Annotated in this window: 24 protein-coding genes, 1 tRNA gene and 1 pseudogene; 11 read left to right on the top strand and 15 right to left on the bottom strand. The window is 72.0% G+C overall.

From position 1 onward, the window contains the following. The first annotated feature begins 62 nt into the window (after positions 1 to 62). Positions 63 to 135 (top strand) — tRNA-Leu (locus M1D56_RS10325). 145 nt (positions 136 to 280) lie between these two features. Continuing rightward, positions 281 to 1363 (top strand): LCP family protein, encoded by a 1083-nt coding sequence (locus M1D56_RS10320; RefSeq protein ID WP_456283509.1) that lies wholly within the window; start codon positions 281 to 283, stop codon positions 1361 to 1363. Positions 1364 to 1423: 60 nt separating this feature from the next. Here the strand turns inward: M1D56_RS10320 and M1D56_RS10315 are convergent, their stop codons facing one another. The 4 genes from M1D56_RS10315 to M1D56_RS10300 all read right to left on the bottom strand — a co-directional run bounded on the left by M1D56_RS10315 (position 1424) and on the right by M1D56_RS10300 (position 4680). Further along, positions 1424 to 2104 carry a DNA alkylation repair protein gene (locus tag M1D56_RS10315; protein WP_282979588.1) on the bottom strand — a complete coding sequence of 227 codons (681 nt, stop codon included), beginning with the start codon at positions 2102 to 2104 and terminating at the stop codon, positions 1424 to 1426. Between the two features lie 24 nt (positions 2105 to 2128). After that, positions 2129 to 3289 carry an aminotransferase class I/II-fold pyridoxal phosphate-dependent enzyme gene (locus tag M1D56_RS10310; RefSeq protein ID WP_456283507.1) on the bottom strand — a complete coding sequence of 387 codons (1161 nt, stop codon included), beginning with the start codon at positions 3287 to 3289 and terminating at the stop codon, positions 2129 to 2131. 19 nt (positions 3290 to 3308) lie between these two features. Next, positions 3309 to 4079: an isocitrate lyase/PEP mutase family protein gene (locus tag M1D56_RS10305; protein WP_456283505.1), complete on the bottom strand. Its 771-nt coding sequence runs from the start codon at positions 4077 to 4079 to the stop codon at positions 3309 to 3311. 64 nt (positions 4080 to 4143) lie between these two features. Further along, a complete protein-coding gene (locus M1D56_RS10300; RefSeq protein ID WP_456283503.1) occupies positions 4144 to 4680 on the bottom strand; it encodes a GNAT family N-acetyltransferase in 537 nt (178 codons plus the stop codon). 92 nt (positions 4681 to 4772) lie between these two features. On the opposite strand from M1D56_RS10300, the gene M1D56_RS10295 reads away from it, so the two are divergent. Further along, positions 4773 to 5339: a LemA family protein gene (locus M1D56_RS10295; protein ID WP_282979584.1), complete on the top strand. Its 567-nt coding sequence runs from the start codon at positions 4773 to 4775 to the stop codon at positions 5337 to 5339. A 24-nt stretch (positions 5340 to 5363) separates the two neighbouring features. Here M1D56_RS10295 and M1D56_RS10290 read toward each other — a convergent pair whose 3' ends face one another. Continuing rightward, positions 5364 to 6287, bottom strand: coding sequence for a hypothetical protein (locus M1D56_RS10290; RefSeq protein ID WP_456283502.1), 924 nt, complete (start codon positions 6285 to 6287; stop codon positions 5364 to 5366). A 23-nt stretch (positions 6288 to 6310) separates the two neighbouring features. Continuing rightward, complete coding sequence (locus M1D56_RS10285) at positions 6311 to 7579, bottom strand: winged helix-turn-helix domain-containing protein (RefSeq protein WP_456283500.1); 1269 nt, start codon at positions 7577 to 7579, stop codon at positions 6311 to 6313. Between the two features lie 94 nt (positions 7580 to 7673). Here M1D56_RS10285 and M1D56_RS10280 point away from each other — a divergent pair, with 94 nt between their 5' ends. Together M1D56_RS10280 and ilvA are read left to right on the top strand one after the other, a co-directional pair. Further along, positions 7674 to 8909 carry an AI-2E family transporter gene (locus M1D56_RS10280; protein ID WP_456283499.1) on the top strand — a complete coding sequence of 412 codons (1236 nt, stop codon included), beginning with the start codon at positions 7674 to 7676 and terminating at the stop codon, positions 8907 to 8909. A 5-nt stretch (positions 8910 to 8914) separates the two neighbouring features. Then, complete coding sequence (gene ilvA / locus M1D56_RS10275; RefSeq protein WP_271173823.1) at positions 8915 to 10186, top strand: threonine ammonia-lyase; 1272 nt, start codon at positions 8915 to 8917, stop codon at positions 10184 to 10186. Positions 10187 to 10233: 47 nt separating this feature from the next. Here ilvA and greA read toward each other — a convergent pair whose 3' ends face one another. Together greA and M1D56_RS10265 are read right to left on the bottom strand one after the other, a co-directional pair. After that, a complete protein-coding gene (gene greA / locus M1D56_RS10270) occupies positions 10234 to 10722 on the bottom strand; it encodes a transcription elongation factor GreA (RefSeq protein WP_271173775.1) in 489 nt (162 codons plus the stop codon). A gap of 96 nt (positions 10723 to 10818) precedes the next feature. Then, the gene (locus M1D56_RS10265) at positions 10819 to 11211 is read right to left on the bottom strand and encodes a DUF4307 domain-containing protein (protein ID WP_324014416.1); all 393 of its coding nucleotides are present in this window, start codon (positions 11209 to 11211) and stop codon (positions 10819 to 10821) included. Positions 11212 to 11313: 102 nt separating this feature from the next. Here M1D56_RS10265 and M1D56_RS10260 point away from each other — a divergent pair, with 102 nt between their 5' ends. Beyond that, entirely contained in the window at positions 11314 to 11625 is a 312-nt protein-coding gene (locus M1D56_RS10260) for a hypothetical protein (RefSeq protein ID WP_456283497.1), read from the top strand. On the opposite strand, the gene trhA is transcribed toward M1D56_RS10260, so the two are convergent. Beyond that, positions 11609 to 12346 (bottom strand): PAQR family membrane homeostasis protein TrhA, encoded by a 738-nt coding sequence (trhA, locus tag M1D56_RS10255; protein WP_271173772.1) that lies wholly within the window; start codon positions 12344 to 12346, stop codon positions 11609 to 11611. The genes M1D56_RS10260 and trhA overlap by 17 nt on opposite strands. A gap of 65 nt (positions 12347 to 12411) precedes the next feature. On the opposite strand from trhA, the gene M1D56_RS10250 reads away from it, so the two are divergent. The 5 genes from M1D56_RS10250 to M1D56_RS10230 all read left to right on the top strand — a co-directional run bounded on the left by M1D56_RS10250 (position 12412) and on the right by M1D56_RS10230 (position 18482). Then, entirely contained in the window at positions 12412 to 13197 is a 786-nt protein-coding gene (locus M1D56_RS10250) for an isoprenyl transferase (protein ID WP_271173771.1), read from the top strand. Positions 13198 to 13240: 43 nt separating this feature from the next. Further along, the gene (locus M1D56_RS10245; protein WP_456283495.1) at positions 13241 to 14374 is read left to right on the top strand and encodes an aminotransferase class V-fold PLP-dependent enzyme; all 1134 of its coding nucleotides are present in this window, start codon (positions 13241 to 13243) and stop codon (positions 14372 to 14374) included. Between the two features lie 202 nt (positions 14375 to 14576). Next, the gene (locus M1D56_RS10240; protein WP_271173769.1) at positions 14577 to 15923 is read left to right on the top strand and encodes a PhoH family protein; all 1347 of its coding nucleotides are present in this window, start codon (positions 14577 to 14579) and stop codon (positions 15921 to 15923) included. A 112-nt stretch (positions 15924 to 16035) separates the two neighbouring features. Next, on the top strand, positions 16036 to 18276 hold the full coding sequence (locus M1D56_RS10235) for a carbon starvation CstA family protein (RefSeq protein ID WP_456283493.1): 2241 nt from the start codon (positions 16036 to 16038) through the stop codon (positions 18274 to 18276). Next, on the top strand, positions 18276 to 18482 hold the full coding sequence (locus M1D56_RS10230; RefSeq protein WP_271173767.1) for a YbdD/YjiX family protein: 207 nt from the start codon (positions 18276 to 18278) through the stop codon (positions 18480 to 18482). The genes M1D56_RS10235 and M1D56_RS10230 overlap by 1 nt, the downstream gene beginning before the upstream one ends. A gap of 418 nt (positions 18483 to 18900) precedes the next feature. Here the strand turns inward: M1D56_RS10230 and M1D56_RS10225 are convergent. The 6 genes and pseudogenes from M1D56_RS10225 to xseA all read right to left on the bottom strand — a co-directional run. After that, a pseudogene (locus tag M1D56_RS10225) lies at positions 18901 to 20952 on the bottom strand (PhoX family protein); the annotation flags it as partial. 197 nt (positions 20953 to 21149) lie between these two features. Continuing rightward, the gene (locus tag M1D56_RS10220; RefSeq protein WP_271173766.1) at positions 21150 to 22544 is read right to left on the bottom strand and encodes a class II fumarate hydratase; all 1395 of its coding nucleotides are present in this window, start codon (positions 22542 to 22544) and stop codon (positions 21150 to 21152) included. Between the two features lie 19 nt (positions 22545 to 22563). Further along, positions 22564 to 23214 (bottom strand): carbonic anhydrase, encoded by a 651-nt coding sequence (locus M1D56_RS10215; protein WP_271173765.1) that lies wholly within the window; start codon positions 23212 to 23214, stop codon positions 22564 to 22566. After that, entirely contained in the window at positions 23211 to 23858 is a 648-nt protein-coding gene (locus M1D56_RS10210) for a DUF4245 family protein (RefSeq protein WP_455971178.1), read from the bottom strand. The genes M1D56_RS10215 and M1D56_RS10210 overlap by 4 nt, the downstream gene beginning before the upstream one ends. Continuing rightward, positions 23858 to 24082 carry an exodeoxyribonuclease VII small subunit gene (locus tag M1D56_RS10205; RefSeq protein ID WP_271173763.1) on the bottom strand — a complete coding sequence of 75 codons (225 nt, stop codon included), beginning with the start codon at positions 24080 to 24082 and terminating at the stop codon, positions 23858 to 23860. The genes M1D56_RS10210 and M1D56_RS10205 overlap by 1 nt, the downstream gene beginning before the upstream one ends. Positions 24083 to 24094: 12 nt before the next feature. Further along, on the bottom strand, positions 24095 to 25387 hold the full coding sequence (gene xseA / locus M1D56_RS10200) for an exodeoxyribonuclease VII large subunit (RefSeq protein WP_456283491.1): 1293 nt from the start codon (positions 25385 to 25387) through the stop codon (positions 24095 to 24097). Positions 25388 to 25410: the final 23 nt, after the last annotated feature.

Here is a 25410-nt window from a genome sequence, read left to right as displayed (position 1 = left end):
GCGCGAAGGCCGTCACCGCTGGTCGGTGACGGCCTTCGCCATGCCGTAGCGTCGTTTCCACCCCCCCCGTAGCCCAACGGCAGAGGCAGGCGACTTAAACTCGCTTCAGTCTGGGTTCGAATCCCAGCGGGGGGACTCAGGAACTGCCCGGGCACGCATGGTGACCTAGAAGTCTATGGATGACGCTCTGCTCCCTCCCGATCGCCCGACCTCGAGCGCGGAAGAGAGGAGGAGCAGGCGTCGCCGCGTTCTCAGACGACGGAGGATCCTGCTCGGAGCCATGGCGGCGGTGCTCGTCGTCACCGCCGGGACGGCAATCGCGCTCGTGAGCCGACTGGACGCGAACCTCACGGTGGCCGCGCTCGAGCCCGCCTCGGGAGCTGACGAGCTCTCGTCGGCTCTCGAGTTCGAGACCGACGCCGACGCGGTCAACGTGCTCGTCCTGGGATCGGACGGCCGGGACGCGGGCGACGGCCGCTTCGGGGAAGACGACGGCACGCGACGCAGCGACTCGATGATGCTCGTGCACGTCGCCGCGGACAACGCCCGGATCGATGCCGTGCAGATCCCGCGCGACACGGTCCTCGATCTCCCTGCATGCAGCGACGTCGGCCACGGTGCGTTCGGCGGAGGCTGGGGCATGATCAACGCGGCCTTCAACTACGGCGAGAACTGCTCGGTCCGGGCGGTCGCCGAGCTCACCGGCATCGAGGCGGACCACGTGCTGTCGCTGAACTTCGACGGCTTCGCGACCGTCGTCGACGCGGTTGGCGGGATCCGCGTCTGCCTCGCCGATCCCATCCACGACGGGCACTCGCTGCTCGATCTTCCCGCGGGCGAGCAGGAGCTCGACGGGGAGCAGGCGCTCGGGCTGGCTCGTGTGCGATATGCGATCGGCGACGGCAGCGACATCGCGCGCATGGAGAACCAGCAGATGGTGATGTCGGCGATCGTTCAGCGCGCGACGAGCACGGAGGTGCTCGCGCGCCCCGACCGCCTGTACGCGCTCCTCGACGCGGTGACCTCCTCCCTGACGGTCGACGAGGGACTCGCCTCCGTCGCGAGGCTCGCCGGTCTCGCGCTGCGCGTCGACGCCGTGCCCGATGAGGCGATCACCTTCCTGACGATGCCGTGGCGGCCTGCCGCCGCAGACCCGAATCGCGTCGAGCCCGCTGACGACGCGGACCGTGTGTGGGCTGCCATAGCCGCGGACGAGCCGCTGCAGCTCGAGGAACCGGATGCGCTGCCCGAGACTCCGGCGGACGACCAGCTCTCGGGACTCGACGACGGCGCGACCGAGGAGCACGACGCCTCTGAGCGCATCGATGCGGTGACGCGGACGGCCGCCGACCCCGTCTGCTGAGGCGGGAACCGGTCAGGAGGCCGTACAGCGGCGAGCCTCCGCCTGCTTCAGCTGAGTGATCTAGCCCTCGCGGCGGCGCACGATCTCGGCGATCCAGATCGGGGCGTACGGCGACGTGCAGTTCGGCGGCGTGGGGTAGTCCTTGAGCACCTCGAGTCGCTCGCCGATCGCGATCGCCCGCTCACGCAGGTGCGGGTGGTGGATGCCGATGGTCGCGAGCGTCTGGTTCATCGCCCACTGCAGGCGGTCCGGGGCATCCTTCATGTCGGCTTCGATCCGGTCGAGGAGATCCTCGAGGTCGAGGCCCTCGGGCTTCTTCGCGACGCGGTCGGTCGTGAGGTCCCAGCCCGCGGCCGCGACCGTCGGATCCGCGTCATCGAACCAGCGCGTGCGAAGCGCCTCGGCGTGCGGCCCCTTCTTCACGACGTAGTTCACGAGCCAGTCCTGCACCTTCGGCGCGCGGGCCTCGCGCAGCATGGCGTCGAGCTCCTCCGCGGAGAGCTCGCGGGGCCGCGCGACGAGCACGGCGACGAGGCGCGCCGCCGTGTCGTCCGTGCGCCACAGCGCGCGGCAGAGCCCGGTGTCGGCGCCGAGGCGCTTCGCGACCGCCCGCAGCTTCGTGAGGTTCACGCCGTGGTCGTCGCCGTGCCGCTCGTTGACCGCGCGCATCCGCGGATCCTCCAGTGCGGCGAGCTCGGCGAGCACATCGGACACGGTCGAGTCGGCGATCCCCTGGGCCATGAGCTCAGCGTACGCGCCTGCGGCTCATGCGAGCAGGGCGCGCAGGCGCGCGAGCCCCTCGCGGAGCTCCGTGCGCGATGCCGTGTACGACAGTCGCACGTGCGTCTGCGCGGTCGCTGCGCCGAAGTCGCGGCCCGGCGTGAGCGAGACGTGCACCTCCTCGAGGGCACGGCGGCAGAACTCCCAGGCGTCCATGCCGGTCGAGGACACGTCGGCGTAGACGTAGAACGCGCCGTCCGGGGGCACAGGCACCGACAGGCCCAGCTCCGCGAGCCCGGCGAGCGCGATCTCCCGCCGCGCGCGCAGCTCGGCCCTGCGGTCCTCGCAGACGGCGAGCGTCTCCGGCGTGAAGCACGCGAGCGCCGCGACCTGGGCGGGCGTCGACGCGCACAGGAAGTAGTTCATCGCGAGCCGCTCGACGGGCGCGACGAGCTCCTCGGGGAGCACGCACCATCCGAGACGCCATCCGGTCATCCCGAAGTACTTCGAGAAGCTCGACACGACGATCGCGTCCGGATCATCAGCGAGCACCGTCCGCGGTCGGAGCCCGTCCTCGCCCTCATCGGCGAGGTCGAGGTAGATCTCGTCGACGAGACGCCAGGCCCCGCGATCCCGCGCGAAGGCGCAGATCGCCGCGAGCTCGTCGGGGCGGATGGTCGTGCCGGTGGGGTTCGCGGGTGTCGCGATCATGACGGCGCGCGTGCGCGGGGTCCAGGCGTCCGCGACTGCGGCCGCATCGAGCTGATAGCGCGCGGCCGCGGGAGCGGGGAGGGTCACCGCGCGGGCGCCGAACGTCTCGATGAGCTGCCGGTTGCACGGGTACGAGGGGTCCGCGAGGAGCACCTCGTCGCCCTCGTCCGCGATCGCGGCCAGGGTGACGAGGAGCGCCGCAGACGCGCCCGACGTGACGGCGATGCGGCGTGGGTCGATGTCGACGCCGTGCCGGTCGCGGTAGAAGCCCGCGATCGCCGCGCGCAGCGCCGGCAGCCCGAGCGCCGGCGTGTAGGGGAGCGGGCGGCCGTCCATCGCCGCCCGCATCGCCTCGCGCACGGTCGGCGGTGCGCCGAAGTCGGGCTCGCCGAGCCCGAGGCGGATGACACGGTGGCCCTCCGCCTCGAGCTCGGCGGCGCGCGCGCCGAACGCCATCGCGTGGAAGGGCTCCACGCGCTCGGCGCGGCGGGACATCCTCATGCGACGACGGCCGTCAGTTGAGGGCGGGGGTGTCCTGCGGGATCACGCCGTCGCCGTAGAGGTCGGTGGCGAGATCGCGGAGCGCGCGGAGGGCGACCCGCTGCGTCAGAGGACCGTAGGAGATGCGTGCGACGCCGAGCGCCTCGTACTCGGCGGCCGTCAGCGCGCCGGGCAGGCCGATCACGCTGACCTTGCGCTCCCCGATGCCCTCGACGAGTCGGGCGACCGTGTCGCGGTCGAGCGCGCCGGGAACGAACACGAGGCTCGCTCCGGCGTCGAGGAACGCGCGTCCGCGTGCGATCGCGTCCTCGATGCTCTCGTCGCGGGGCCGGTCGCCCGCGCGCACGAACGCGTCGGTGCGCGCATTGAGCTGGAAGGCCACGCCCTCGGCCTCCGCCGCGCGGGTGATCGCGGCGACCTTCGCGACGGAATCGTCGAACGGAGCCAGGCGGTCCTCGACATTGGCGCCCACGACGCCCACGCCGATGGCACGGCGCACCGTGTCCGCCGCGTCGTCGTATCCCGCATCCAGATCGGCCGTGACCGGCAGGTCCACCGCCTCGACGATGCGCGCGATCGCCGCGAGGTTGACCTCGAGCGGCATCTCGCCGTCCTTGAAGCCGTGCGATGCCGCGATCGAGTGGCCGGCCGTGGCGATCGCCCGCGTGCCCGGCAGGTCGGCGACCGTGCGGGCGCTGACCGCGTCCCACACGTTCACGACGCGGAGGATCTCGGGGGCTTCGTGCAGCGACTTGAGGGAGAGGGCCCTGTCCTGAATGCTCATGCCTCGACGCTATCGACCCGCGGCGCCCGCCGGGGTCGTCCGCGCATGTGTGTCTCCCGTGACCTCACACGAGCGGCTTCTCGAGCTCGTCGAAGCGCAGGCCGGCCACGCGCGGCTCCCCGAAGCGCGCATCGCCGTAGGGGAAGGGCGAGGTGCCGCCCGTGGGGCGGTAGCCGCGGCGCGCGTACCACGCGATGAGGTCCGTCCGCGCCGAGATCACGGTCATCCGCATCCGCGGGGATCCCCACTCCTCGTGTGCGACGCGCTCCGCCTCCGCGAGGAGGGCCGCGCCGAACCCGCGCGCCTGGCGGGCGGGGTCGACGGCGAACATCCCGAAGTAGGCGTGATCCGCACGCCGATCGAGGTGGCACGTCGCGACGATGTCGCCGTGATCGGAGAGCGTCAGGAGCCCGCCGGTGGCCGAGGCGACGAGCTGCTCGACCTCGTCGGCGCCGGTGCGGCGCCCGCCGATGAGGTGCGCCTCGGTCGTCCAGCCGGCGTCGTCCGCACGGTATGCCCGCTCGACGACGGAGACGATCGCCGCGACGTCGTCGACGGACGCGAAGCGGAAGCGGAGGGAGGAGTCGGGTCGTGCGATCACGGACGCCATCGTATGCGGATGCGCAGGCGGCGCACGGTGGCCGCGGAGGGCGCGGTGTCTAGGATGGACGCAGAAACCAAGGGGGTTCCGTCGTGGAGTGGTTGATTCCCGTTCTCGTCGTGGTGGCGATCGTCGTCATCGCGGCGATCTACCTGTGGGCGACGTACAACTCGCTCGTCCAGCTCAACGTGCGCGTCGACGAGGCGTGGAGCGGGATCACGGTCCAGCTCAAGCGAAGAGCGGATCTGATCCCGAACCTCATCGAGACGGTGAAGGGCTACGCGGCGCACGAGAAGGCGGTGTTCGAGAACGTCACGCGGGCGCGCGCCGAGACGCTCGCGGCATCGGGCCCCGCGGAGGCGGGAGTCGCCGAGAACCACATCCAGCAGGCCCTCAAGAGCCTGTTCGCGGTGGCGGAGTCCTACCCCCAGCTGCAGGCGAGCCAGAACTACCTGCAGCTGCAGCACAGCCTCGTCGACACCGAGGACAAGATCCAGGCCTCGCGCCGCTTCTACAACGGCGGCGTCCGCGAGCTGAACACGAAGATCTCGGTGTTCCCGAACAACCTCTTCGCGCGCAACCTCGGATTCGCCCAGCGCGAGTTCTTCGAGGTCGACGGCGGGGCCGCGATCTCCGAGCCGCCGCGCGTCCAGTTCTGACCGCTCGGGCCGAAGGGCTCCTGCTCAGTTCACGCTGAGCAGGAGCCCTTCGTCATCGAGCGAGATCGTTCCGTAGAGGCTCCAGGCATCGGTGCGGTAGGTGAAGACGCCCTCCGTGCCGTCGGGGCGCGTGCCCGTGACGGTCGCGACGACGGCGCCGCCGGTGGCCTGGAAGGTGCCCGTCTCGAGGTCGATCGCGGTCTCGGGCATCCGGTCCGCACGGAAGGAGACCTCGGCCGCCTCCGCGAGGTCGGCCGGCCAGGGGACGATCATCCCGCAGCCCTGCGGCACCTCGGAGGCGGTCGCGAGGCAGCCCTCCAGATGGGCGGTCAGCTCGGCTTCGGCATCGGCGAGCGCCTGGTCGGTGAACGTCGGCGCGAGATCGACCGCGACCGGCTCGGCGGACGTGCCGACCTCGGCCGTGGCTGCTCCGTCGAGGTACTCGGCGGGCCACGCCGACACCTCGTAGGAGCCCGGAAGGAGTGCGAGCTGCGCGGCGCCGGCCTCGAGCGCGACCGGCTCGCCGGCCACATCCACCCAGGCGCCGCGCGTCGCCGTCACCGTCACGGGCGAGAGCGGGACCTCGGCGACGTGCCATCCCGAAGGGGAGGAGGTCAGCGTGAACGCGAGCTCCTGCGGCTCCCCGTCGAGGGTCGCCTCCGCCCGCACCTGGGCGCTGTCCTCCGACTCGTCGACCTCGACGATCTCGGCGGAGGAGAGATGCGCGGACGCCGTGGAGAACGCGCTCCACGCGGTGTCCGGCACGGCGTCGGCGTCTGCGAGCAGGGCGCGGACCGCGTCGGCGTCGCCCGACGAGAGCGCGTCGAGATACCGCGCGGCGGTCTCCTCCGCGCTCGCCGGTCGGCTGGTCGACCAGAAGCCGATCGCGAGCATGCCGACGACGATCACGCCGACGACGGCGAGGATCGGGACCAGGGGTCGTTTCATGCGGGCTGCCTCCACCCGCAACACTAATCAGCCGTTGCTCGGAGAGCGCCGGGATGGGCGTGGCGCGGCGCGTCGAGCACGTGCGCGACATCGTCCGCGGCATCGCCCCAGTGCGAGACGGAGATCGCGTCGAGCCCCTGCCAGGCCGCTGCCTCGCGCAGCGCCTCCGCCGCCCTCTCGGCGACGGCGGCCGGATCGACGTGCGCCTCCCACCAGGCGGACTGCACGCGCAGCGCGCCCGCCGCGCGGTCGGCCTTGAGGTCGAACCGACCCGCGATGCGGTCTCCGACGAGCAGCGGGAGCGAGTAGTAGCCGAACCGGCGCCGCTCGGCCGGCGTGTAGATCTCGATGCGGTAGTCGAATCCGAACATCCGCTCCGCGCGCTCGCGGAACCACACGACGGGGTCGAAGGGGGTGAGCAGGGTCGCGCGGTCGATGCGCCGGGGGAGCACGGCGTCCCGATGACGCCAGGCCGGCAGCGCACGGCCCGCGCGCTCCCACCCGCGCACGGCGACGGGGACGAGCTCTCCCGCGTCCTCGAGGTCGGACACGGCGGCGAGGACGCCGCGGCGGTCGCGCAGCCGGTGGTAGTCGGCGATGTCGGATGCCGTGGCCACGCCGTATGCGAGCGCCGCCCGGCGCACGAGCTCGCGGACCGCGTCGTCGGGGGCGACGACGCGCTCGAGGTGCTCGTGCGGGATGACGTGCTCGGCGAGGCCGTAGCGGCGCTCGAAGCCATTGCGGCCGGCGATCGCGACCTCGCCGAAGCGCCACAGCATCTCGAGAGCGCGCTTGACGTCGTCCCAGCCCCACCACGGGCCGCGGCTCGCCTCGACATCGCGCTCGATCTCCGCGGGCCGCAGCGGTCCGCGCTCCGCGAGCTCGGCGCGCACCCAGTTCACGGTGTCGGCGTTCGCGGCGAACCAGCTTCCCGGCCCCGCGTACCGGCTCCGCATGGCGTCCATGCGGAACCGCCAGAGCGGCCAGTCCGCGACCGGGACGAAGGTCGCCTCGTGGGCGAGGTACTCGACGTGCTCGGGCGCCCGCCCCCGACGCGCGGGGGTCAGGACGAGGCGATCCAGCAGATCCCGGTCGTAGGGCCCCAGCCGCGAGAAGAGCGGCATGTAGTGCGACCGGGAGAACACGTTCACGGAGTCGATCTGCAGGACGTGCATGCGCGAGAGCTCGCGGCGGACATGACGCAGCGAGGGCGCGGCCGGACGCGCACGGGAGAGGCCCTGGGCGGCGAGGCCCACGCGGCGGGCTTCGGCAGCCGAGAGGACATCCTTCACGCGCGCAACGCTACCGGCGACCTCCGACACCGGGTCGCGCAGGCGGCCGATCGCGTGCCGACAGCGGAATGCACGCGGGATTAGGATGACGAGGATGAGCGACGACACGCCCCCGAGCTCTCGCGCGGGATTCCTCCGTCGACGCCGCGCCGCGCCGCCGAGCGCTCCTCCCGCGAGCCCTCCGCCCGCGGATCCCGTCGAGGTCCCCGTCGGACTGCGCATCGCGACGGCCTACGGATGGCGCTTCCTCGTGCTCGCCGCCGTCGCCGCCGTGATCGTCTGGCTCGTCATCCAGTTCAAGCTGCTCGTCATCCCGATCTTCGTGGCGATGCTGCTCACCGCCCTCCTGTTCCCGTTCTTCTCGTGGATGCTGCGCCACCGGGTGCCGCGCGTGCTCGCGGTCGTCGTGAGCGTGCTCGGGACGCTGGCGATCGTGACGGGCCTCGTGTGGCTCGTCGTCTGGCAGATCTCGCGGCAGGCGGAGGAGGTGCGCGCCCGCGCAGCCGAGTCGATCGCCGGTCTGCGGACCTTCCTCATCGACGGAGGGCTCGTCACCGCCCAGCAGCTCGACGACCTGCTCGCGGGAGGCCTCCAGCTCGTCGAGGAGCAGGCCGATCTCCTCCTGAACGGCGCGCTCGCGGTGGGCTCGACCGTGGGGCACGTGGCCGCCGGCGCGCTCGTCGCGCTCTTCGTGCTCCTGTGCTTCCTCCTCGACGGCGCCGGCATCTGGCGCTGGACCCTCAGGCTCTTCCCGCGCGCGGCGCGGCCGGCCGTCGACGCGGCGGCGCGCAACGGCTGGACCACGCTCATCAACTACGCGCGCACGCAGATCATCGTCGCGACGATCGACGCGATCGGCATCGGCATCGGCGCGTTCGCGCTCGGCGTGCCCCTGGCCATCCCGATCGCAGTCCTCGTGTTCCTCGGGGCATTCGTCCCGTTCGTCGGCGCCATCGTCACGGGCGCACTCGCGGTCGTGATCGCGCTCGCCTACAACGGCATCTGGATCGGCGTCGCGATGCTCGCGGTCGTCCTGCTCGTGCAGCAGGTCGAGAGCCACATCCTGCAGCCGCTCCTCATGGGATCGGCCGTCAAGGTGCACCCGCTCGCGGTCGTCCTCGTCGTCGCGGGCGGCTCGATGGTCGGCGGCATCGCCGGCGCCCTGTTCGCGGTGCCGGTCGCGGCGTTCGTGAACGTCGTGGCCGTGACGCTCAGCTCGGGGTCGTGGCGCACGGGAGCCGAGGTCCGCTCGGCCGATCTCATCTGGAGCACGGTCCCCAAGAGCCTCGGCCGAGGCGACGAGGACGACCACAGGAAGGCACGCACATGACGCGGATGGACGCGGACGCACCCGAGGACGCTCACGCGACGCCGGACGCCCCGCCGATCCCCGCGCTCGCCGAGTTCGAGGAGGCCGCGCGCTTCCTCGAGGGCGTCGTGGAGCACACCCCGACCGAGTACTCGCAGCACCTCAGCGAGGTGCTCGGCGCCCCGGTGCACCTCAAGCTCGAGAATCTTCAGCGCACGGGATCGTTCAAGGTGCGCGGGGCGACCTACCGCCTGTCGCGCCTCACGGAGGACGAGCGGCGTCGCGGCGTGGTCGCGGCCTCGGCGGGCAACCACGCGCAGGGCGTCGCGCTCGCGGCGCAGCAGCTCGGCATCCCGGCGACGATCTACATGCCGCTCGGCGTTCCCGTCCCGAAGCTCCTCGCGACGAAGGGCTACGGCGCCGAGGTGGTGCTCGACGGCGCGACCGTCGACGTCGGGCTGCGTCGCGCTGCGGAGCACGCCGAGCGCACGGGAGCCGTGCTCATCCACCCGTTCGATCACCGCGACGTGATCATCGGCCAGGGCACACTCGGCCTCGAGATCCTCGACGACGTGCCCGACGTCGACACGATCATCATGGGGATCGGCGGCGGAGGCCTCATCGCGGGCGTCGCCGCGGCCGCGAAGGCACGGGCGGCCGCGGCGGGGCGCACGGTGCGGATCATCGGCGTGCAGGCCGAGAACGCCGCGCCCATGCTCCCGTCGCTCGCCGCCGGAGAGCCCGTGCGCGTCGAGACGAAGCCGACGATCGCCGACGGCATCCTCGTCGCCCGCCCGGGCGATGTGCCGTTCGCGATCGTCCGCGAGCTCGTCGACGAGGTCGTGACCGTGGGGGAGGACGACATCGCGCGCGCGCTCCTCGTGCTGCTGGAGCGGGCGAAGGTCGTCGTCGAGCCGGCCGGCGCGGTCGGCGTCGCGGCCATCCTCGCGGGCAAGGTGAGTCCGCAGGGGTCCACGGTCGCTCTCCTGTCGGGCGGCAACATCGATCCGCTCCTGCTGCAGCGGGTCGTCGCGCACGGCCTCGCCGCGTCGGGCCGCTACATGACCATCCGCATCCCGCTGCCCGATCGTCCCGGTCAGCTCGCGCGCGTCTCCGAGCTCCTCGCGGAGGCCGGAGCGAACGTGATCGAGGTGCTGCACACACGGCACGGGCAGGGCATGCAGATCAGCGAGGTCATCCTGCAGATCTCCGTCGAGACGCGCGGCGAGGAGCACAAGCTGCTCACGCTGCAGATCCTCCGCGACGCGGGCTTCCGGCCCGAGATCCTGCCGGAATGACGAGAGGGCGACGGACGGCCGGCCGTCGCCCTCTCGCGCGTGCGGGCTCAGCCCGTGAAGGTCTCGACCTTGACGATCTCGACGGGGATGTCCTTGCCGTTGGGCGCCTGGTAGCTCGTCTTCTCGCCCTCCTTGAGGCCGAGGATGGCGGCGCCGAGCGGGCTCTGCTCGCTGTAGACGTCGAGGTCGGTGCCTCCGGCGATCTCGCGGCTGCCGAGCAGGAAGCGCTCCTGGTCGCCGAACACGACCGCCGTCACGACGGTGCCGGGCTCGACGATGCCGTTGGACTCGGGGGCGACGCCGACCTTCGCGTCCTTGAGGAGCGCCTGCAGCTGGCGGATGCGCGCCTCCTGCTTCCCCTGCTCGTCCTTGGCCGCGTGGTAGCCGCCGTTCTCGCGGAGGTCGCCCTCCTCGCGGGCCGCCTCGATGCGCTTCGCGATCTCCTCACGACCGGTGGTCGAGAGGTGCTCGAGCTCGGCGGCGAGGCGGTCGTACGCCTCCTGCGTCAGGAACGGGACCTGGGTGTCATCGGACACGGTCTGTCTCCTTCGTGGATGCGCGGCCGAGGGGGCCGGCATATGTGAAGACGCCCCGGCAGGTCGCCGGGGCGTCGGATGGACTGACCGTCGATCTTACGGAACCCAGCAGGACTTCACAATTCCGGTCGTCGCCTCCGCGACGGTGGGGATGCTCTCGGTGTGCGAGGCCGACACGGCGTCGGACGGCGGGTACTCGACGATCCGCCAGCCGACCACGCCGAACTGCTCGTCGAGCGCCTCGAGCGCGCAGGCGACGCTCTCGCGCGAGCCCGAGGTGATCTGGAAGGTCACCGACACCTCGTGCTCGCTGCGCACCTCGTAGCCGAGATCGTCGAAATCGACCTCGGCGGCGGCGGTCTGCATCGTCGACCACCCGAACCACCCGACCGCGAGGGCGGCGAGCGCGATTCCCGCGATCCATGCGATGCGGCGCGAGCGGCGGGGGGTTCGCCCGTAGCGCTCGTCGAGACGCTGCTGGATCGTCACGGCGTCGTCCTCTCAGGTCGGGCGAACTAGGCTGGGACTCCAGGCTAACCGCCTTTTCCCGGCGCCCCGTCTCGGGCGCCGCGCACCCCGGAGGAGTCCTCGATGCCCGCTCTCGCCGTGCTCGCCGCCACCCCGAGCCCGCAGCCGACCGTGGACCCGGACCTCGTCACGCCCGGCCCCCTCGGCTTCGCGACGATCGTCGTCCTCGTCATCGCGGTGTTCCTCCTCGTCTTCGACATGCTGCGCCGCGTGCGCCGGGCGCGGTACCGCGAGGAGGCGAACGCCGTGCTCGACGCGGAGGAGGAGGCCGCCGCACAGGAGGCGGCCGCGCAGGAGGGCGCCGATCCGCGGGGAACCGGGACGGCGTCGGATGGCCGCGGTGAGACGGGCGAGGAGCCTACGCCGGGCCGTTGAACGCGGGATCGAGCGCGATGAGCAGCGCCCCCGCCCAGTGGCAGAGGAACGCGAGCACCGTGCACACGTGGAAGATCTCGTGGAATCCGAAGTGGCCCGGCCACGGGTTGGGCTTCTTGATCGCGTAGACGACCGCGCCGGCCGAGTAGAGGAGGCCGCCGACGATCACGAGGACCATCATCGTCCGGTTCGCCTGGAAGAGATCGCCCATGTACATGACGGCCGCCCAGCCGAGCACGAGGTAGAGGGCGACGTAGAGCCACCTCGGGGCGCCGATCCAGAACACCCGGAAGAGGATCCCGAGGAGGGCTCCGGTCCAGACGAGGACGAGCAGCAGCACGCCCTTCGACGGCGGCAGCGCGAGCACGCCGATCGGCGTGTACGTGCCCGCGATGAGCAGGAGGATGTTCGCATGGTCGATCCGCTTGAGGATCAGACGCGTGCGGGGCTTCCAGTGGAAGCGGTGGTAGAGCGCCGAGTTGCCGAAGAGCAGGAGCGACGACGCGGCGAAGACCGCCGACGCGGCCTTCGCCGCCGCGCCGTCGGCGAGCGCCACGAGGACGATGCCCGCCACGATCGCGACGGGGAACGTCCCGGCGTGGATCCAGCCGCGCCACGACGGCTTGGGCTCCTCGTGGGCGTCCGCGCGCGCGGCATCCATCAGCGGGAGCCGGGGCACGCCGTCCGGGGTCTGCGCGGGCGTGTGCTCGTCGGAGGTCATGGTCTGACAGTACGCGCCAGCGCATGCCGTGAGCGGCACGCGGACGCCCGGAGTACGCTCGGAGGGTGATCAGCGAGCGGTCGGCGGCAGGACGGGGGCCCCTGTACCGTCTCTACATCTCGCGGCTGCACCGGCAGATCGATCCGGCGAAGGTGCCCCACCACGTCGCGATGATGATCGACGGCAATCGCCGCTGGGCGCGTCAGCTGGGCTACGAGACGCCGGCGCACGGGCACCGCGCGGGCGCCGCGAAGATGCGCGAGTTCCTCGAGTGGTGCGAGGCCATCGGCGTCGAGGTCGTCTCGCTCTACCTGCTCTCGCACGACAACCTCCGCAAGCGCGACAGCCGCGAGCTGCAGGATCTCATCGAGATCATCGCGGGGCTCGCGGGGCAGCTCTCCCGACGACGGGACTGGCGCGTGCAGCACGTGGGACGCTCCGAGGGCCTTCCGGACTTCCTCCTGTCCGCACTGCGCGACGCGGAGGAGCGCACCCGAGGCAACAGCGGGCTGCACGTCAACCTCGCGGTCGGGTACGGCGGACGCCACGAGATCGTCGACGCCGTCCGCAGCATCATCCGCGAGCACGGGTCGAACGGGGGCACCCTCGAGGATCTCGCCGCGCACCTCACACCCGAGCAGATCGCCGAGCACCTCTACACGGGAGGTCAGAAGGACCCCGACCTCGTCATCCGGACGAGCGGCGAGCAGCGCCTGAGCGACTTCCTCCTCTGGCAGAGCGCGCACAGCGAGTTCTACTTCCTCGAGGCGCTCGGCCCCGACCTGCGCGAGGTCGACTTCCTCCGCGCCATCCGCGACTTCGGGTCGCGAGACCGGCGCTTCGGCCGCTGACGCGCGCAACCTCGCGGACCGCCGCCTCTGCGAGAATGGTGGCGTGACCACCCTCGCAGACCTCACCGCCTCGTTCGACGTGGAACCGGGCTATCTCGACTGGGCGCGGTTCGGCCCCCTCTCCCGCACCGTGCGCGAGGAGGCGATGGCCGATCTCGAGCTGCTCGGCTCCGGTCGCGAGAGCGGGATCGGCCTCGTCTCCGGCCGTGCGGACGAGGCGCGCGCGGCGATCGCCGGCCTCCTGCGCGTGGACCCCGCGGAGGTCGCCCTGCAGCCCTCGACCACGCACGGCCTCGCGCAGGCCGTCTACGGCATCACGGGCGGCGTCGTCGCGTCGCCCCTCGAGTTCCCCAGCATCCCCGTGACGATCGCGCGGGCCGCGACCGCCCTCGGCCGCATCGTGCCGCAGTGGATCGCGCCCGAGCACCGGTTCGTCACGCCCGAGGCCGTCGCCGAGACGATCGACGAGTCCACGAGCGCGGTGGCCGTGAGTCTCGTCGACTTCCGCACCGGATACCGCGCCGACCTCGCAGGCATCCGCGAGGTCATCGGCGACGACCGGCTGCTCATCGTCGACGCGACGCAGGCCGTCGGCGTCGTCGACGCCGAATGGACGGCCGCCGATGTCGTCGCGGCGCACGGATACAAGTGGCTGCGGGCGGGACGGGGCACCGGCTTCGCGTGGTACGGCCGACGGGCGCGCGTCGCGCTCGACCCCGTGCTCTCGGGCACCACCGGCACGGACGCCGACGACCTGCCGTACGACGTCGTGCCCGTGCCGGCGCCCGCGCCCGATGCCCGCGCCTTCACGGTCTCGCGCCCCGACCCCCTGGCGGCCGCGCGTCTCGCGTCGGCGGTCGGCGAGATCGCATCCGCGGGCATCGCCGAGATCGAGGCGGCCGTGGCGGAGCGGGCCGGACGCATCATCGAGATCGCCGACGCGCACGGCATCGAGGTCGTGACGCCGCGCGATCCGGCCCGACGCGCGGGCATCGTCGCCCTCGACCCCGGGGCGCGTCACGTCGGAGCCCTCGGCGCCGCCCTCGCGAACGCGGGGGTGACGGCGACGGCGCGATCCGGATACGTCCGCGTGTCGCCGCACGTCGCGACCGACGACGAGACGCTGCGGATGCTCGATGACGCGTGCGCGGTCTTCGTGCAGACGCGCGTGGGCTGACCTCGCCGCGTTCACGAGATCTTCATCCGCCCGTCAGCGTGTCCATGCGCCGCAGACCGCCCCGGCGGTCGTAGCTTCGGATCACCGGGCAAGGCGTCCGGTCGGGTCGGCCGTCAGGACTGCGACTCGTGGCCCCAGGTCGACTCGTCGAATCCGGGCGGAAGCCCGGGGTCGGGAGTGTGACGTGGCCACCACGACGGGCGTGAGCACCAGCACTGTCAGGAAGACCGGGCGGCGGTCGACGACGCGGGAGGCGCAGGACCTGCGCACCTACGTGCTCGACACCTCGGTCCTGCTGAGCGATCCGAGGGCGTTCTTCCGCTTCGCGGAGCACAGCGTCGTGATCCCCGTGGTGGTGATCACCGAGCTCGAGGGCAAGCGGCACGATCCGGAGATCGGCTACTTCGCACGCGCCGCGCTGCGGCACCTGGATGAGCTGCGCGTCGAGCACGGGCGCCTCGACTTCCCCGTGCCCGTGGGCGAGGGCGGCACGCTGCGCGTCGAGCTCAACAACACCGACCAGAGCGTGCTGCCCAGCGGCATCCGGCTCGCCGACAACGACAGCCGCATCCTCGCCGTCGCCGCGCACCTCGCACAGGACGGACAGAGCGTCACGATCGTCTCCAAGGACCTCCCGATGCGCGTGAAGGCCGCCTCTCTCGGCCTCGCGGCAGAGGAGTACCTCGCCGAGCAGGCGGTCGACTCGGGCTGGACCGGGATCGCGACCCTGCAGGTCTCGGGCGACGAGATGTCGGACCTCTACGAGAGCGAGGTCGCGCTGCACGACGACGCACGGGGGCTCCCGGTCAACACCGGCCTCGTCATCCAGTCGGAGCGGGGCTCGGCGCTCGGCCGCGTCACGGGCGACGGCGAGCTGCGCCTCGTCCGCGGCGACCGCGAGGTGTTCGGCCTGCACGGGCGCTCGGCCGAGCAGCGCATCGCGATCGACCTCCTCCTCGACCCGACCGTCGGCATCGTCTCCCTGGGCGGGCGCGCCGGAACGGGCAAGTCGGCGCTCGCGCTCTGCGCGGGGCTGGAGGCGGTGCTCGAGCGCCAGCAGCAGAAGAAGATCATCGTCTTCCGGCCGCTGTTCGCGGTGGGCGGTCAGGAGCTCGGCTACCTGCCCGGCGACCAGGCCGAGAAGATGAACCCCTGGGGCCAGGCGGTCTTCGACACGCTCGGCTCCGTCGTGTCGCAGAACGTCCTCGACGAGGTCGTGGAGCGCGGGATGCTCGAGGTGCTCCCGCTCACGCACATCCGCGGCCGCTCGCTGCACGACGCGTTCGTGATCGTCGACGAGGCGCAGTCGCTCGAGCGCAACGTGCTCCTCACGGTGCTGAGCCGGATCGGGCAGGGATCGAAGGTCGTCCTCACGCACGACGTGGGGCAGCGCGACAACCTGCGCGTCGGCCGCCACGACGGCATCGCGAGCGTCATCGAGTCGCTCAAGGGACACGATCTCTTCGGGCACGTCACGCTCACGCGCAGCGAGCGCTCGGCGATCGCGGCCCTCGTGACCGACCTGCTGGAGGTCGGCGAGCTCTCCTGACACGGGCGCGGCGACGGCGGCGGGGCAACGTCCCCGCCGCCGTCGCCGTGCGTATCCTCGGATACCGGTCGGCATGTCGGCCGACGCACGAGGAGACGAAGGAGTCACGGCCATGGCACAGGACCCAGCCCCGCGCATCGCCCCCGAGACCGAGGCGTCGCCGCCGGTCGCCGTTCCCGACGACCGCCGCTGGACGCCTCTGCGCATCGTGATCTGGACGGCCATCGCCCTCCTCGGCGGCGTCGCATGGACCATGCTCGCGATCGTGCGCGGCGAGACGGTGAACGCGATCTGGTTCGTCTTCGCCGCCGTGTGCACGTACCTCGTGTTCTACCGCTTCTACGCGAAGTACATCGAGCGGAAGATCGTGCGCCCGGATGACCGTCGCGCGACGCCCGCGGAGTACCGGTCGGACGGCAAGGACTTCGTCCCCACCGACCGGGTCGTGCTGTTCGGCCACCACTTCGCCGCGATCGCCGGCGCAGGGCCCCTCGTGGGCCCCGTCCTCGCGGCCCAGATGGGATACCTCCCCGGCACCATCTGGATCATCGTGGGCGTCGTCCTGGCCGGGGCGGTGCAGGACTACCTCGTGATGTTCTTCTCGATGCGCCGCGGCGGCCGCTCGCTCGGCCAGATGGCGAAGGATGAGCTGGGCCGCTTCGGCGGCGCCGCGGCCATCCTCGCGACGCTCCTCATCATGATCATCATCACGGCCATCCTCGCGCTCATCGTCGTGAACGCCCTCGGCGAGAGCCCGTGGGGCGTGTTCTCGGTCGCCATGACCATCCCGATCGCGCTGTTCATGGGCGCGTACCTCCGCTGGATCCGCCCGGGCCGCATCCTCGAGGTCTCGATCATCGGGTTCGTCCTCCTCATGGCGGCCATCGTCGGCGGCGGCGCGATCGCGGCGACCGAGTGGGGGCAGGCCCTCTTCCACCTCGACCGCGTGACGGTCGCGTGGGCCATCATCGTGTACGGCTTCGTCGCCGCCGTCCTGCCCGTGTGGATGCTGCTCGCGCCGCGCGACTACCTCTCGACCTTCATGAAGGTGGGCGTGATCGTCGCGCTCGCGGTCGCGATCGTCTTCGTGCGTCCCGAGATCTCGGTGCCGGCGTTCAGCGAGTTCGCGAGCGGCGAGACGGGGCCGGTCTGGAGCGGGCCGCTGTTCCCGTTCCTCTTCGTCACGATCGCCTGCGGCGCCCTCTCGGGCTTCCACGCCCTGATCTCGTCGGGCACGACGCCGAAGATGATCGAGAAGGAGAAGCAGACGCGCTTCATCGGCTACGGCGGCATGCTCATGGAGTCGTTCGTCGCGGTCATGGCTCTCGTCGCCGCCGTCTCGATCGACCGCGGCATCTACTTCGCGATGAACTCCTCGGCCGCCGCCACGCTCGGCACGGTCGAGGGAGCGGTGGCCTGGGTGAACGGGCTCGGGCTGACCGGCGTCTCGCTCACGCCGGACGCGCTCACCACCATGGCCCAGCTCGTGGGGGAGGAGTCGATCGTGTCGCGCACGGGCGGCGCCCCGACCCTCGCGGTCGGGCTCGCGCTCATCATGGGCCAGTGGATCGGCGGCAGCGGCATGATGTCGTTCTGGTACCACTTCGCGATCATGTTCGAGGCGCTGTTCATCCTCACGGCGGTGGATGCCGGCACGCGCGTGGCACGGTTCATGCTCCAGGATTCGATCGGGAACGTCGTGCCGCGGTTCCGCGACACGTCGTGGCGGCTCGGAGCGTGGATCTGCACGGCGATCATGGTCGCCGGCTGGGGAGCGGTGCTCATCATGGGCGTGACGGATCCGCTCGGCGGCATCAACACGCTCTTCCCGCTGTTCGGCATCGCCAACCAGCTGCTCGCCGCGATCGCCCTCGCGGTCGTGCTCACGATCGTCGCGCGGCGACGGACCTTCGGGGCGCTCTGGATCGTGGCGCTCCCGCTCGCGTTCGTCACGGTCGTGACGACGGTCGCGTCGCTGCACAAGATCTTCTCGAGCGTGCCGGCGGTCGGCTACTGGGCGCAGCACGCCGCATTCCGCGACGCGCTCGCCGCGGGGGAGACCTCGTTCGGCACCGCGCCGAGCGTCGCGGCGATGGAGGCGGTCGTGCGCAACACGGCGATCCAGGGGACGCTCTCGATCATCTTCCTCGTGCTGACGCTCATCGTGCTCGTCGCGGCGATCGTCCGCGTCGTGCAGGCGCTGCGGTCGACCGAGACGATCGACAACGAGGACGCGCCCGTCCCGTCGCGCCGGTTCGCCCCGGCAGGGCTCATCCCCACGGCGGCGGAGCGGGCCGCGCAGCGCGAGTGGGATGCCCTGCCCGCGGAGCGCCGTCCCTCGCGGGGGCACTGATGGCCATCCGACTGCTTGCGCCGCTGGCCGCCGTGGGCAGCGTGTGCGCGCGCTTCGTCTCGGGGATGACCGGGCAGTCGCGGTACGCGGCGTACCTCGCGCACGAGCGAGAGCGCCATCCCGACCGCGAGCCGCTCACCGAGCGGGAGTTCTGGCGCGAGATCCATCGCGCGCAGGACCTCGATCCCGGCGGGCGCTGCTGCTGACAGCCGAGAGGGCCGGTCGGCGAGGGGTCTCCTCGCCGACCGGCCCTCTCGCGTGGACCGGTCAGACCTCGTCGGTCGTCTCGGACGGCTGCTGCCCGTTCTCGCGCTTGCGGCGGGCGAGGAACGCCAGGCCCGCGGTCGCGAGCGCACCGGCGCCCGCGAGCAGGCCGCCAACGACGCCGCCGCCCGTGGGCGACAGCGGGGCGTCGGGGCCCGGCGACGGCGCGGCGCTCTGCGACGGCGACGGAACCGGCGTCTGCGACGGAGCGTGCGTGGGCGCCTGGGTCGGGGTCGCCGTGGGGCTCGCGCTCGGCGTCGTCGTGGGCGTCGGAGTCGACGTCGCGGTGGGCGTCGGCTCAGGCGTCGCGGTGGGCTCCGCCGTCGGCGTGGGCGTCGGCGACGGCGCGGCCACGGGCATCACCTGGACGACCGTCGGGCGGGGGCCGGCGAACGTCCCGCCGCCGGCGCCCGAGAGCGGGGCCTGCTTCATGCTGTCCGGGAACGTCGAGCTCTGCTCCTCGAACGAGCCGTCCTCACCCGGGTGCTGCACCGACACGAACACGTGCCATTCGTCGTCGTGGATGACGGGGCCGCAGGTCTCGGCCTCACGCGGCACCGACAGGAACTGCTCGACTCGGCCGCGCTGGTCGCCCTCGAGGCCGACGCGGAAGAGGCCGTCGTTGAACCCGATCGTGCTGGGCGCGCCGTCCGTCGAGATCCAGAGGTTGCCCGCCGTGTCGAAGGCGAGGTTGTCGGGGCACGAGATGGGCGAGACCTCGTCGACCGGGAAGCCGGAGAAGTACGCCGAGTCGTTGCGCGCGGGGTCGCCCGCGACGAGGAGCAGCGTCCAGCCGAAGGTGCGCGCGGTCTGGTCGCCGCCGTCCTCGGTGATCTCGATGATGTGCCCGTCGCGGTTCTCGGTGCGCGGGTTCACCTCGTCGGGGCCGGCCTTGCCCTCCGTGCCGCGGTCGCTGTTGTTCGTGCACGCGACGTAGACACGGCCGCTCGTCGGATGCGGCTGGACGTCCTCGGGACGGTCCATCTTCGTGGCGCCCGCGCGGTCGGCCGCGAGGCGCGTGTGCACGAGCACCTCCTCGACGCTCATCCCGTCGACGGCCGATGCGCCGTCGACGACGAGGGGGAGCCACTCGCCCGAGCCGCCGAAGCCGCCGTCGGAGGGCAGCGTGCCCGAGCCGTCGATCTCGGTCGCGGGCGAGTCGCCCGAGAATCGCGCGACGAAGAGGTCGCCGTTCTCGAGCAGCGTCATGTTGTGCGCGCGGTCGCCCTCCACGTACGTGTCGCGGGAGACGAACTTGTAGAGGTAGTCGAAGCGCTCGTCGTCGCCCGTGTACGCCACGACCCTGCCGTTCGCGGCGACGATGACGTTCGCGCCCTCGTGCTTCAGTCGGCCGAGCGACGTGTGCTTGCGCGGCGTCGAGGACGGGTCGGTCGGGTCGATCTCGACGATCCAGCCGAACCGGTTGGGCTCGTTCTCATAGCCGGGGGTGCGCGCGTCGAACCGCGGGTCGACGTTCTCCCAGCCGCGCGCGGTCTCCTCGTCGGCGAGGCCGTAGCGCTGCTCGGCCTCCGAGAGGCCGGACGAGCGGAAGTAGCCGTCGAAGTTCTCCTCGCCGCTGAGGATGGTGCCCCACGGGGTCGTGCCGCCCGAGCAGTTGCCGAAGGTTCCGAGGACGGTCCTGCCCTCCGGATCGGCGACCGTGCGCAGGAGCTCGCTGCCCGCGGCGGGCCCGGTGAACGCGTACGGGGTGTCGTCGAGGAAGCGGCGGTTGAGGGCTCCGCCCACGACGGGCGTCCAGGGCGCGGTCTCGCTCGTGCGCGTGAGCTGGACGACGCTGAGACCGTGCGCCTTGAGTCCGACGCGGCGCACGCGCTCGACGTCGCCCTCGAGCTGCTCGGCGGGGAACATCACGTTCTCGTTCGTGTACTCGTGGTTCACGAAGAGGATGGCCGTGGTGGCCGAGGTGCGGATGATGTCGGTGTAGTCGACGTTGTAGCCGAACTGCCGGGCCTGGGCCTCGGGCGTCTGGTTGAGTGCGTCGAAGGCGGGGCTGTCGGCGAAGAGCGGGTCGCCCCAGCGGATGATGGGGGTCCAGTCGAATCCCTCCGGGACGACGAAGCTGTCGACCGTGTACGCGACGGGGTCGATCGGGGCGAAGCCGAAGGCGCCGGTCTCGCCCACGGCGGCGTAGGCGGTGCCGGTCGACGCGGCGGCGCGCTGCCCGGCCAGCGACGGCGCCAGCACGATCGCGGCGGCGCCGGCCGCACCGAGGCCAAGGAGAGCGCGGCGGGAGAGCTGGGCGTCGACGATGTCGCGGAAGTAGCCGTTGCCGGACGTGTTGCACACGCCCTTCGCGCAGGCGTTGGCGCACTTGAGGTGGCAGGTGACGGCGCTTCGCTTGCCCTTGACGTGCTGCGCCATGGGCAGCGTGCGGCCCAGGTTGATGACCATGTTCGACTGTCTCCTTCTCGCGGGCGGGGGAATCCCTTGTCGATCAGGCCCCGGAGAGCCCTCGCCACCACCTCACCGATGCCGGGTGTCCGGCAGGTGAAGCGGCGGCGAACGCCGGCTGACGCCCCGGGCACGGCTCGCATGCAGAGGGCCCGGGCGGACGATCGTCCACCCGGGCCCTGAGAGCGGGCTCCGCGTCAGCCCGCGTGCGTCATCGAGAGCAGGTCGAGCTTCTCGTCGAGCTGCTCCTCCGTGATCTCGCCGCGCTCGACGTAGCCGAGGTCGATCACGGCCTCGCGGACGGTGATGCCCTTCGCCACGGAGTGCTTGGCGATCTTCGCCGCCGCCTCGTAGCCGATCACCTTGTTGAGCGGCGTCACGATCGACGGCGACATGCCCGCGAAGGCGGCCGCGCGCTCGACGTTCGCCTCGAGACCCGCGATCGTCTTGTCGGCGAGCACGCGCGAGGCGTTGGCGAGGAGGCGGATCGACTCGAGCAGCGCGGTCCCCATGACCGGGATCGCCACGTTGAGCTCGAAGGCGCCCGACGCGCCGGCCCACGCGATCGTCGCGTCGTTGCCGATGACGCGCGCGCAGACCATGAGGGTGGCCTCGGGCACGACGGGGTTCACCTTGCCCGGCATGATCGACGAACCGGGCTGGAGGTCGGGGATGTGGAGCTCGCCGAGCCCCGTGTTCGGCCCCGAGCCCATCCAGCGCAGGTCGTTGTTGATCTTCGTGAGCGAGACGGCGATCGTGCGGAGCGCGCCCGATGCCTCGACGAGACCGTCGCGGTTCGCCTGCGCCTCGAAGTGGTCCTTCGCCTCCGTGATGGGCAGGCCGGTCTCGGCCGCGAGCAGCGCGATGACCTTCTGCGGGAAGCCGAGCGGCGTGTTGATGCCGGTGCCGACCGCGGTGCCGCCCAGCGGGACCTCCGCGACGCGGGGGAGCGATGCCTCGACGCGCTCGATGCCGAGCCGCATCTGGCGGGCGTATCCGCCGAACTCCTGGCCGAGCGTCACGGGCGTCGCGTCCATGAGGTGCGTGCGGCCGGACTTGACGACCGACTTCCACGCCTCGGCCTTCTCCTCGAAGGCCTTCGCGAGGTGGTCGAGCGCGGGCACGAGGTCGGTGATGAGCGCCTCGGTGACGGCGACGTGCACCGACGTCGGGAAGACGTCGTTCGACGACTGCGAGGCGTTGACGTGGTCGTTGGGGTGCACGGGCGAGCCGAGGCGGTCGGACGCGAGCGTCGACAGGACCTCGTTCATGTTCATGTTCGACGACGTGCCCGACCCGGTCTGGTAGGTGTCGACGGGGAACTGGTCGTCGTGGGCGCCGGTGGCGACCTCGTCGGCCGCGGCCGCGATGGCGTCGGCGATCGCGCCGTCGAGCGTCCCGAGCTCCTTGTTGGCGAGGGCCGCCGCCTTCTTGATGCGCGCGAGCGCGGCGATCTGGCGCGACTCCAGGCCCTTGCCCGAGATGGGGAAGTTCTCCACGGCGCGCTGCGTCTGCGCGCGGTAGAGGGCGGTCGCGGGGACGCGCACCTCGCCCATGGTGTCGTGCTCGATGCGGTACTCGATCTCGGTCACTTCCTTGTTCCCTCCGGGTTCAGGCGGCCGCGTCGGTCGCGACGCCCATGGTGACGTGGGGCACCGCGGTGCCCTCGGCCAGTCGGTAGTTGGCTCCCACGATGCCGAGACGGCCCTCCGCGACGGCGCGGGAGATCAGCTCGGACGACTGCAGGATCCAGTCGATCGTGTCGCGCACGTGCAGGCGGCCGACGAGCTCGGCATCGACGGTCGCGGGGGTCGCGCCGTCCGACTCGCGCAGCGCCGCGTGCACCGCGGGCACGATCGGCGAGATCTGACGCCAGATGTGCGGGGGCAGAACGGGTGCGTCGGGCCCCGTGCTGTCGATCGCGGCGCGGACCGCGCCGCACGAGTCGTGCCCGAGCACGACGAGGAGCGGCACGCCGAGCACCTCGACGGCGTACTCGAGGGAGCCGACGATCGACTCTCCGGGGACCTGGCCGGCGTTGCGCACGACGAACAGGTCGCCGAGGCCCAGGTCGAAGATGATCTCGGCCGCCAGCCGCGAGTCGGAGCATCCGAAGAGGGTGGCGAGCGGCGTCTGCCCCGCCGCGAGCTCGTGACGACGGCGGACATCCTGGTGGGGGTGCGCGGGCGTGCCCGCCACGAACCGGGAGTTGCCGGCCTGCATCTTCTCCCACGCCTCGGCGGGGGTGAGGTTCTCGCTCATTCGGGTGTCCCTTCTGCGGTCGCGAGTGCGTCGATCTGGTCGGCCACGAGCGCGGCGAGATCGGCGGCGACCTCGGGCTCGGAGGATCCGTACACGAGGACGTGGTCGGCGCCGGCCTGGGTGCCCAGCGCGTACGACACGTTGGCGTTCGCCTCGGGGTCGGAGATCTCGTACACGTCCCAGCGGACGCCGTCGATCGTGACGGCATCGGTCGGCGCCGCCCCGCCCAGGACCCGCGCGGCCCAGGTCTCGTCGGCGTCGAAGCCCTGGCTCAGTCGGAGGAAGCCGGTCTCGGTCGGAACGTACGCGATGCTCCACGTTGTGACGTCGCCGTTCTCGAGCCGTGCCGAGTTCACGCGCCAGTCGTCCGGGGCGTCGGGGACGATCGCGTCGTGGCCCGTCGTCTCCTCGGCATCGGCGGCGATCGCCGCCACGTTGATGGGCGCAGGCTCCGGAGCCTCGCCGCGCGGCACGCCCCACACGATGACGGCCACGACGGCGAGCGAGACGACGAGTGCGACGATGAGGTTGCGGAACGTCTGGCTGCCGCGGTAGATGCGCGAGCTCTCGGCCTTCCGTGCGGCGATCTCGTCGGGCGTCTCGGGGCGGCCGAGGTGTGCGGCGATGCGCGGCTCGCGCGCCATCAGGCCTCGCCCCCCGCGGCGCGCGCGGCCTCGAGACGGCGCTTCGCCCCGAGCAGCCACTCCTCGCACCGCGCCGCGAGCGCCTCGCCGCGTTCCCAGAGCGCGAGGGACTGCTCGAGGGTGGGCGCGCCCTGCTCGAGCTCGGACACGACGCGGACGAGCTCGTCCCGCGCCTGTTCGAACGAGAGGGACGCGACGTCGGCGGGGGGAGCCTGTTCGGTCATAGCGGTTCCATCCTACGAGGAGGCGGGCGCGGTGCCCGCGTCGAGCGGTCCGCCCGAGGTCGCCGACACGGCGCCGTGCTCGAGGGTGAGCACGAGCCGCGCGCCACGGGGCGCGTCCTGCGCGGACCGGAGGATGGCGCCATCCTCGGCCTGCGCGATCGCGTAGCCCCGTGCGAGCGTCGACTGCGGCGAGAGGGCGCGCAGCGACGCCCGCAGCTCCGCGGTGCGGCGCTCGCCGTCGTGGATGCGCCGCTGGGCGATGTCGCGCCCTCGCGCCACGAGGAGGAAGACGTCCTGCTCGCGCGTCTCGACGAGGCGCTCGGGCGCGCGCAGGACGGGGCGCGAGCGGATGTGCTCGAGCTGCGCGATGTCGTGCTGGAGGCGATGCTGCAGCCGTGTCGCGAGACGCGACCGCAGCTGCGCGACCAGCGCCCGCTGCTCGCCGACGTCGGGGACGACGCGCTTCGCGGCGTCGGTGGGCGTCGAGGCGCGCAGGTCGGCGACGTCGTCGAGCAGCGGATGGTCGTTCTCGTGGCCGATCGCGCTCACGACCGGGGTCCGCGCGGCCGCGACCGCGCGGACGAGGCGCTCGTCGCTGAACCCGAGGAGGGTCTGCGGATCGCCGCCGCCGCGGGCGATGATGATGACGTCGATGTGCGGATCCGCATCGAGCGCGCTGAGCGCCTGGAGGATCTCGGGCACGCTGCGCTCGCCCTGCACGGCGGCGTGGATCGTGCGGATGCCGACGTGCGGCCACCGCAGCTCGGCGTTGCGCAGGACGTCCTTCTCGGCATCCGAGCGCTCTCCCGTGATCAGCCCGATGCCGTGGGGCAGGAAGGGGAGCGGCTTCTTCCGGGCGGGGTCGAAGAGCCCCTCGGCGCGCAGCTGCGCGCGGAGCCTCTCGAGACGCTCGAGCTGCTCGCCGAGGCCCACGTGGCGCATCGAGGTGACCTGGAAGGAGAGGTCACCGCCCTTCGGGTAGTAATCCGCCTTGACGCACGCGATCACGTGGTCGCCGACCTTCAGATCGGCCGGGGTGCGCGCGCGGACGCTGGACCACATCCGGATCGAGATCTGCGCATCCGATCGGAGGTCCTTCAGGCGTCCGAACACGGCGCCGCCGCGCACGTTCCACGAGGTGATCTCGCCCTCGACCCACACGGCGCCCCAGCGGTCGATGAAGCCCTTGATCGTCTGATTCAGGCGCGCGATCGAGGTCGGCGCATCCGGCTTCGAGTCGCGCGGGGCGACGGAATCGGCGGGGGGCTGCTCGCCCGCGGCGGGCTCCGGCTGGAACGTCGTCATGATCTCCTCGCGGCGCACTCCTC

It is taken from the genome of Microbacterium sp. JZ101, assembly GCF_053903175.1.
The sequence above is the reverse complement of the archived record's forward strand: the minus strand, read 5'-3'. Positions and strand labels throughout refer to the sequence as shown.

Excerpts from the sequence above, each read along its gene's own strand:
- ilvA (WP_271173823.1), top strand. The coding sequence starts at position 8,915 with ATGGACGCGGACGCACCCGAGGACGCTCACGCGACGCCGGACGCCCCG.
- M1D56_RS10215 (WP_271173765.1), bottom strand. The coding sequence starts at position 23,214 with ATGAGCGAGAACCTCACCCCCGCCGAGGCGTGGGAGAAGATGCAGGCC.
- M1D56_RS10320 (WP_456283509.1), top strand. The coding sequence starts at position 281 with ATGGCGGCGGTGCTCGTCGTCACCGCCGGGACGGCAATCGCGCTCGTG.
- xseA (WP_456283491.1), bottom strand. The coding sequence starts at position 25,387 with ATGACGACGTTCCAGCCGGAGCCCGCCGCGGGCGAGCAGCCCCCCGCC.
- M1D56_RS10235 (WP_456283493.1), top strand. The coding sequence starts at position 16,036 with ATGGCACAGGACCCAGCCCCGCGCATCGCCCCCGAGACCGAGGCGTCG.
- M1D56_RS10210 (WP_455971178.1), bottom strand. The coding sequence starts at position 23,858 with ATGGCGCGCGAGCCGCGCATCGCCGCACACCTCGGCCGCCCCGAGACG.
- M1D56_RS10290 (WP_456283502.1), bottom strand. The coding sequence starts at position 6,287 with ATGAAACGACCCCTGGTCCCGATCCTCGCCGTCGTCGGCGTGATCGTC.
- M1D56_RS10305 (WP_456283505.1), bottom strand. The coding sequence starts at position 4,079 with ATGAGCATTCAGGACAGGGCCCTCTCCCTCAAGTCGCTGCACGAAGCC.
- M1D56_RS10260 (WP_456283497.1), top strand. The coding sequence starts at position 11,314 with ATGCCCGCTCTCGCCGTGCTCGCCGCCACCCCGAGCCCGCAGCCGACC.
- trhA (WP_271173772.1), bottom strand. The coding sequence starts at position 12,346 with ATGACCTCCGACGAGCACACGCCCGCGCAGACCCCGGACGGCGTGCCC.
- M1D56_RS10230 (WP_271173767.1), top strand. The coding sequence starts at position 18,276 with ATGGCCATCCGACTGCTTGCGCCGCTGGCCGCCGTGGGCAGCGTGTGC.
- M1D56_RS10280 (WP_456283499.1), top strand. The coding sequence starts at position 7,674 with ATGAGCGACGACACGCCCCCGAGCTCTCGCGCGGGATTCCTCCGTCGA.
- M1D56_RS10310 (WP_456283507.1), bottom strand. The coding sequence starts at position 3,289 with ATGTCCCGCCGCGCCGAGCGCGTGGAGCCCTTCCACGCGATGGCGTTC.
- M1D56_RS10205 (WP_271173763.1), bottom strand. The coding sequence starts at position 24,082 with ATGACCGAACAGGCTCCCCCCGCCGACGTCGCGTCCCTCTCGTTCGAA.
- M1D56_RS10315 (WP_282979588.1), bottom strand. The coding sequence starts at position 2,104 with ATGGCCCAGGGGATCGCCGACTCGACCGTGTCCGATGTGCTCGCCGAG.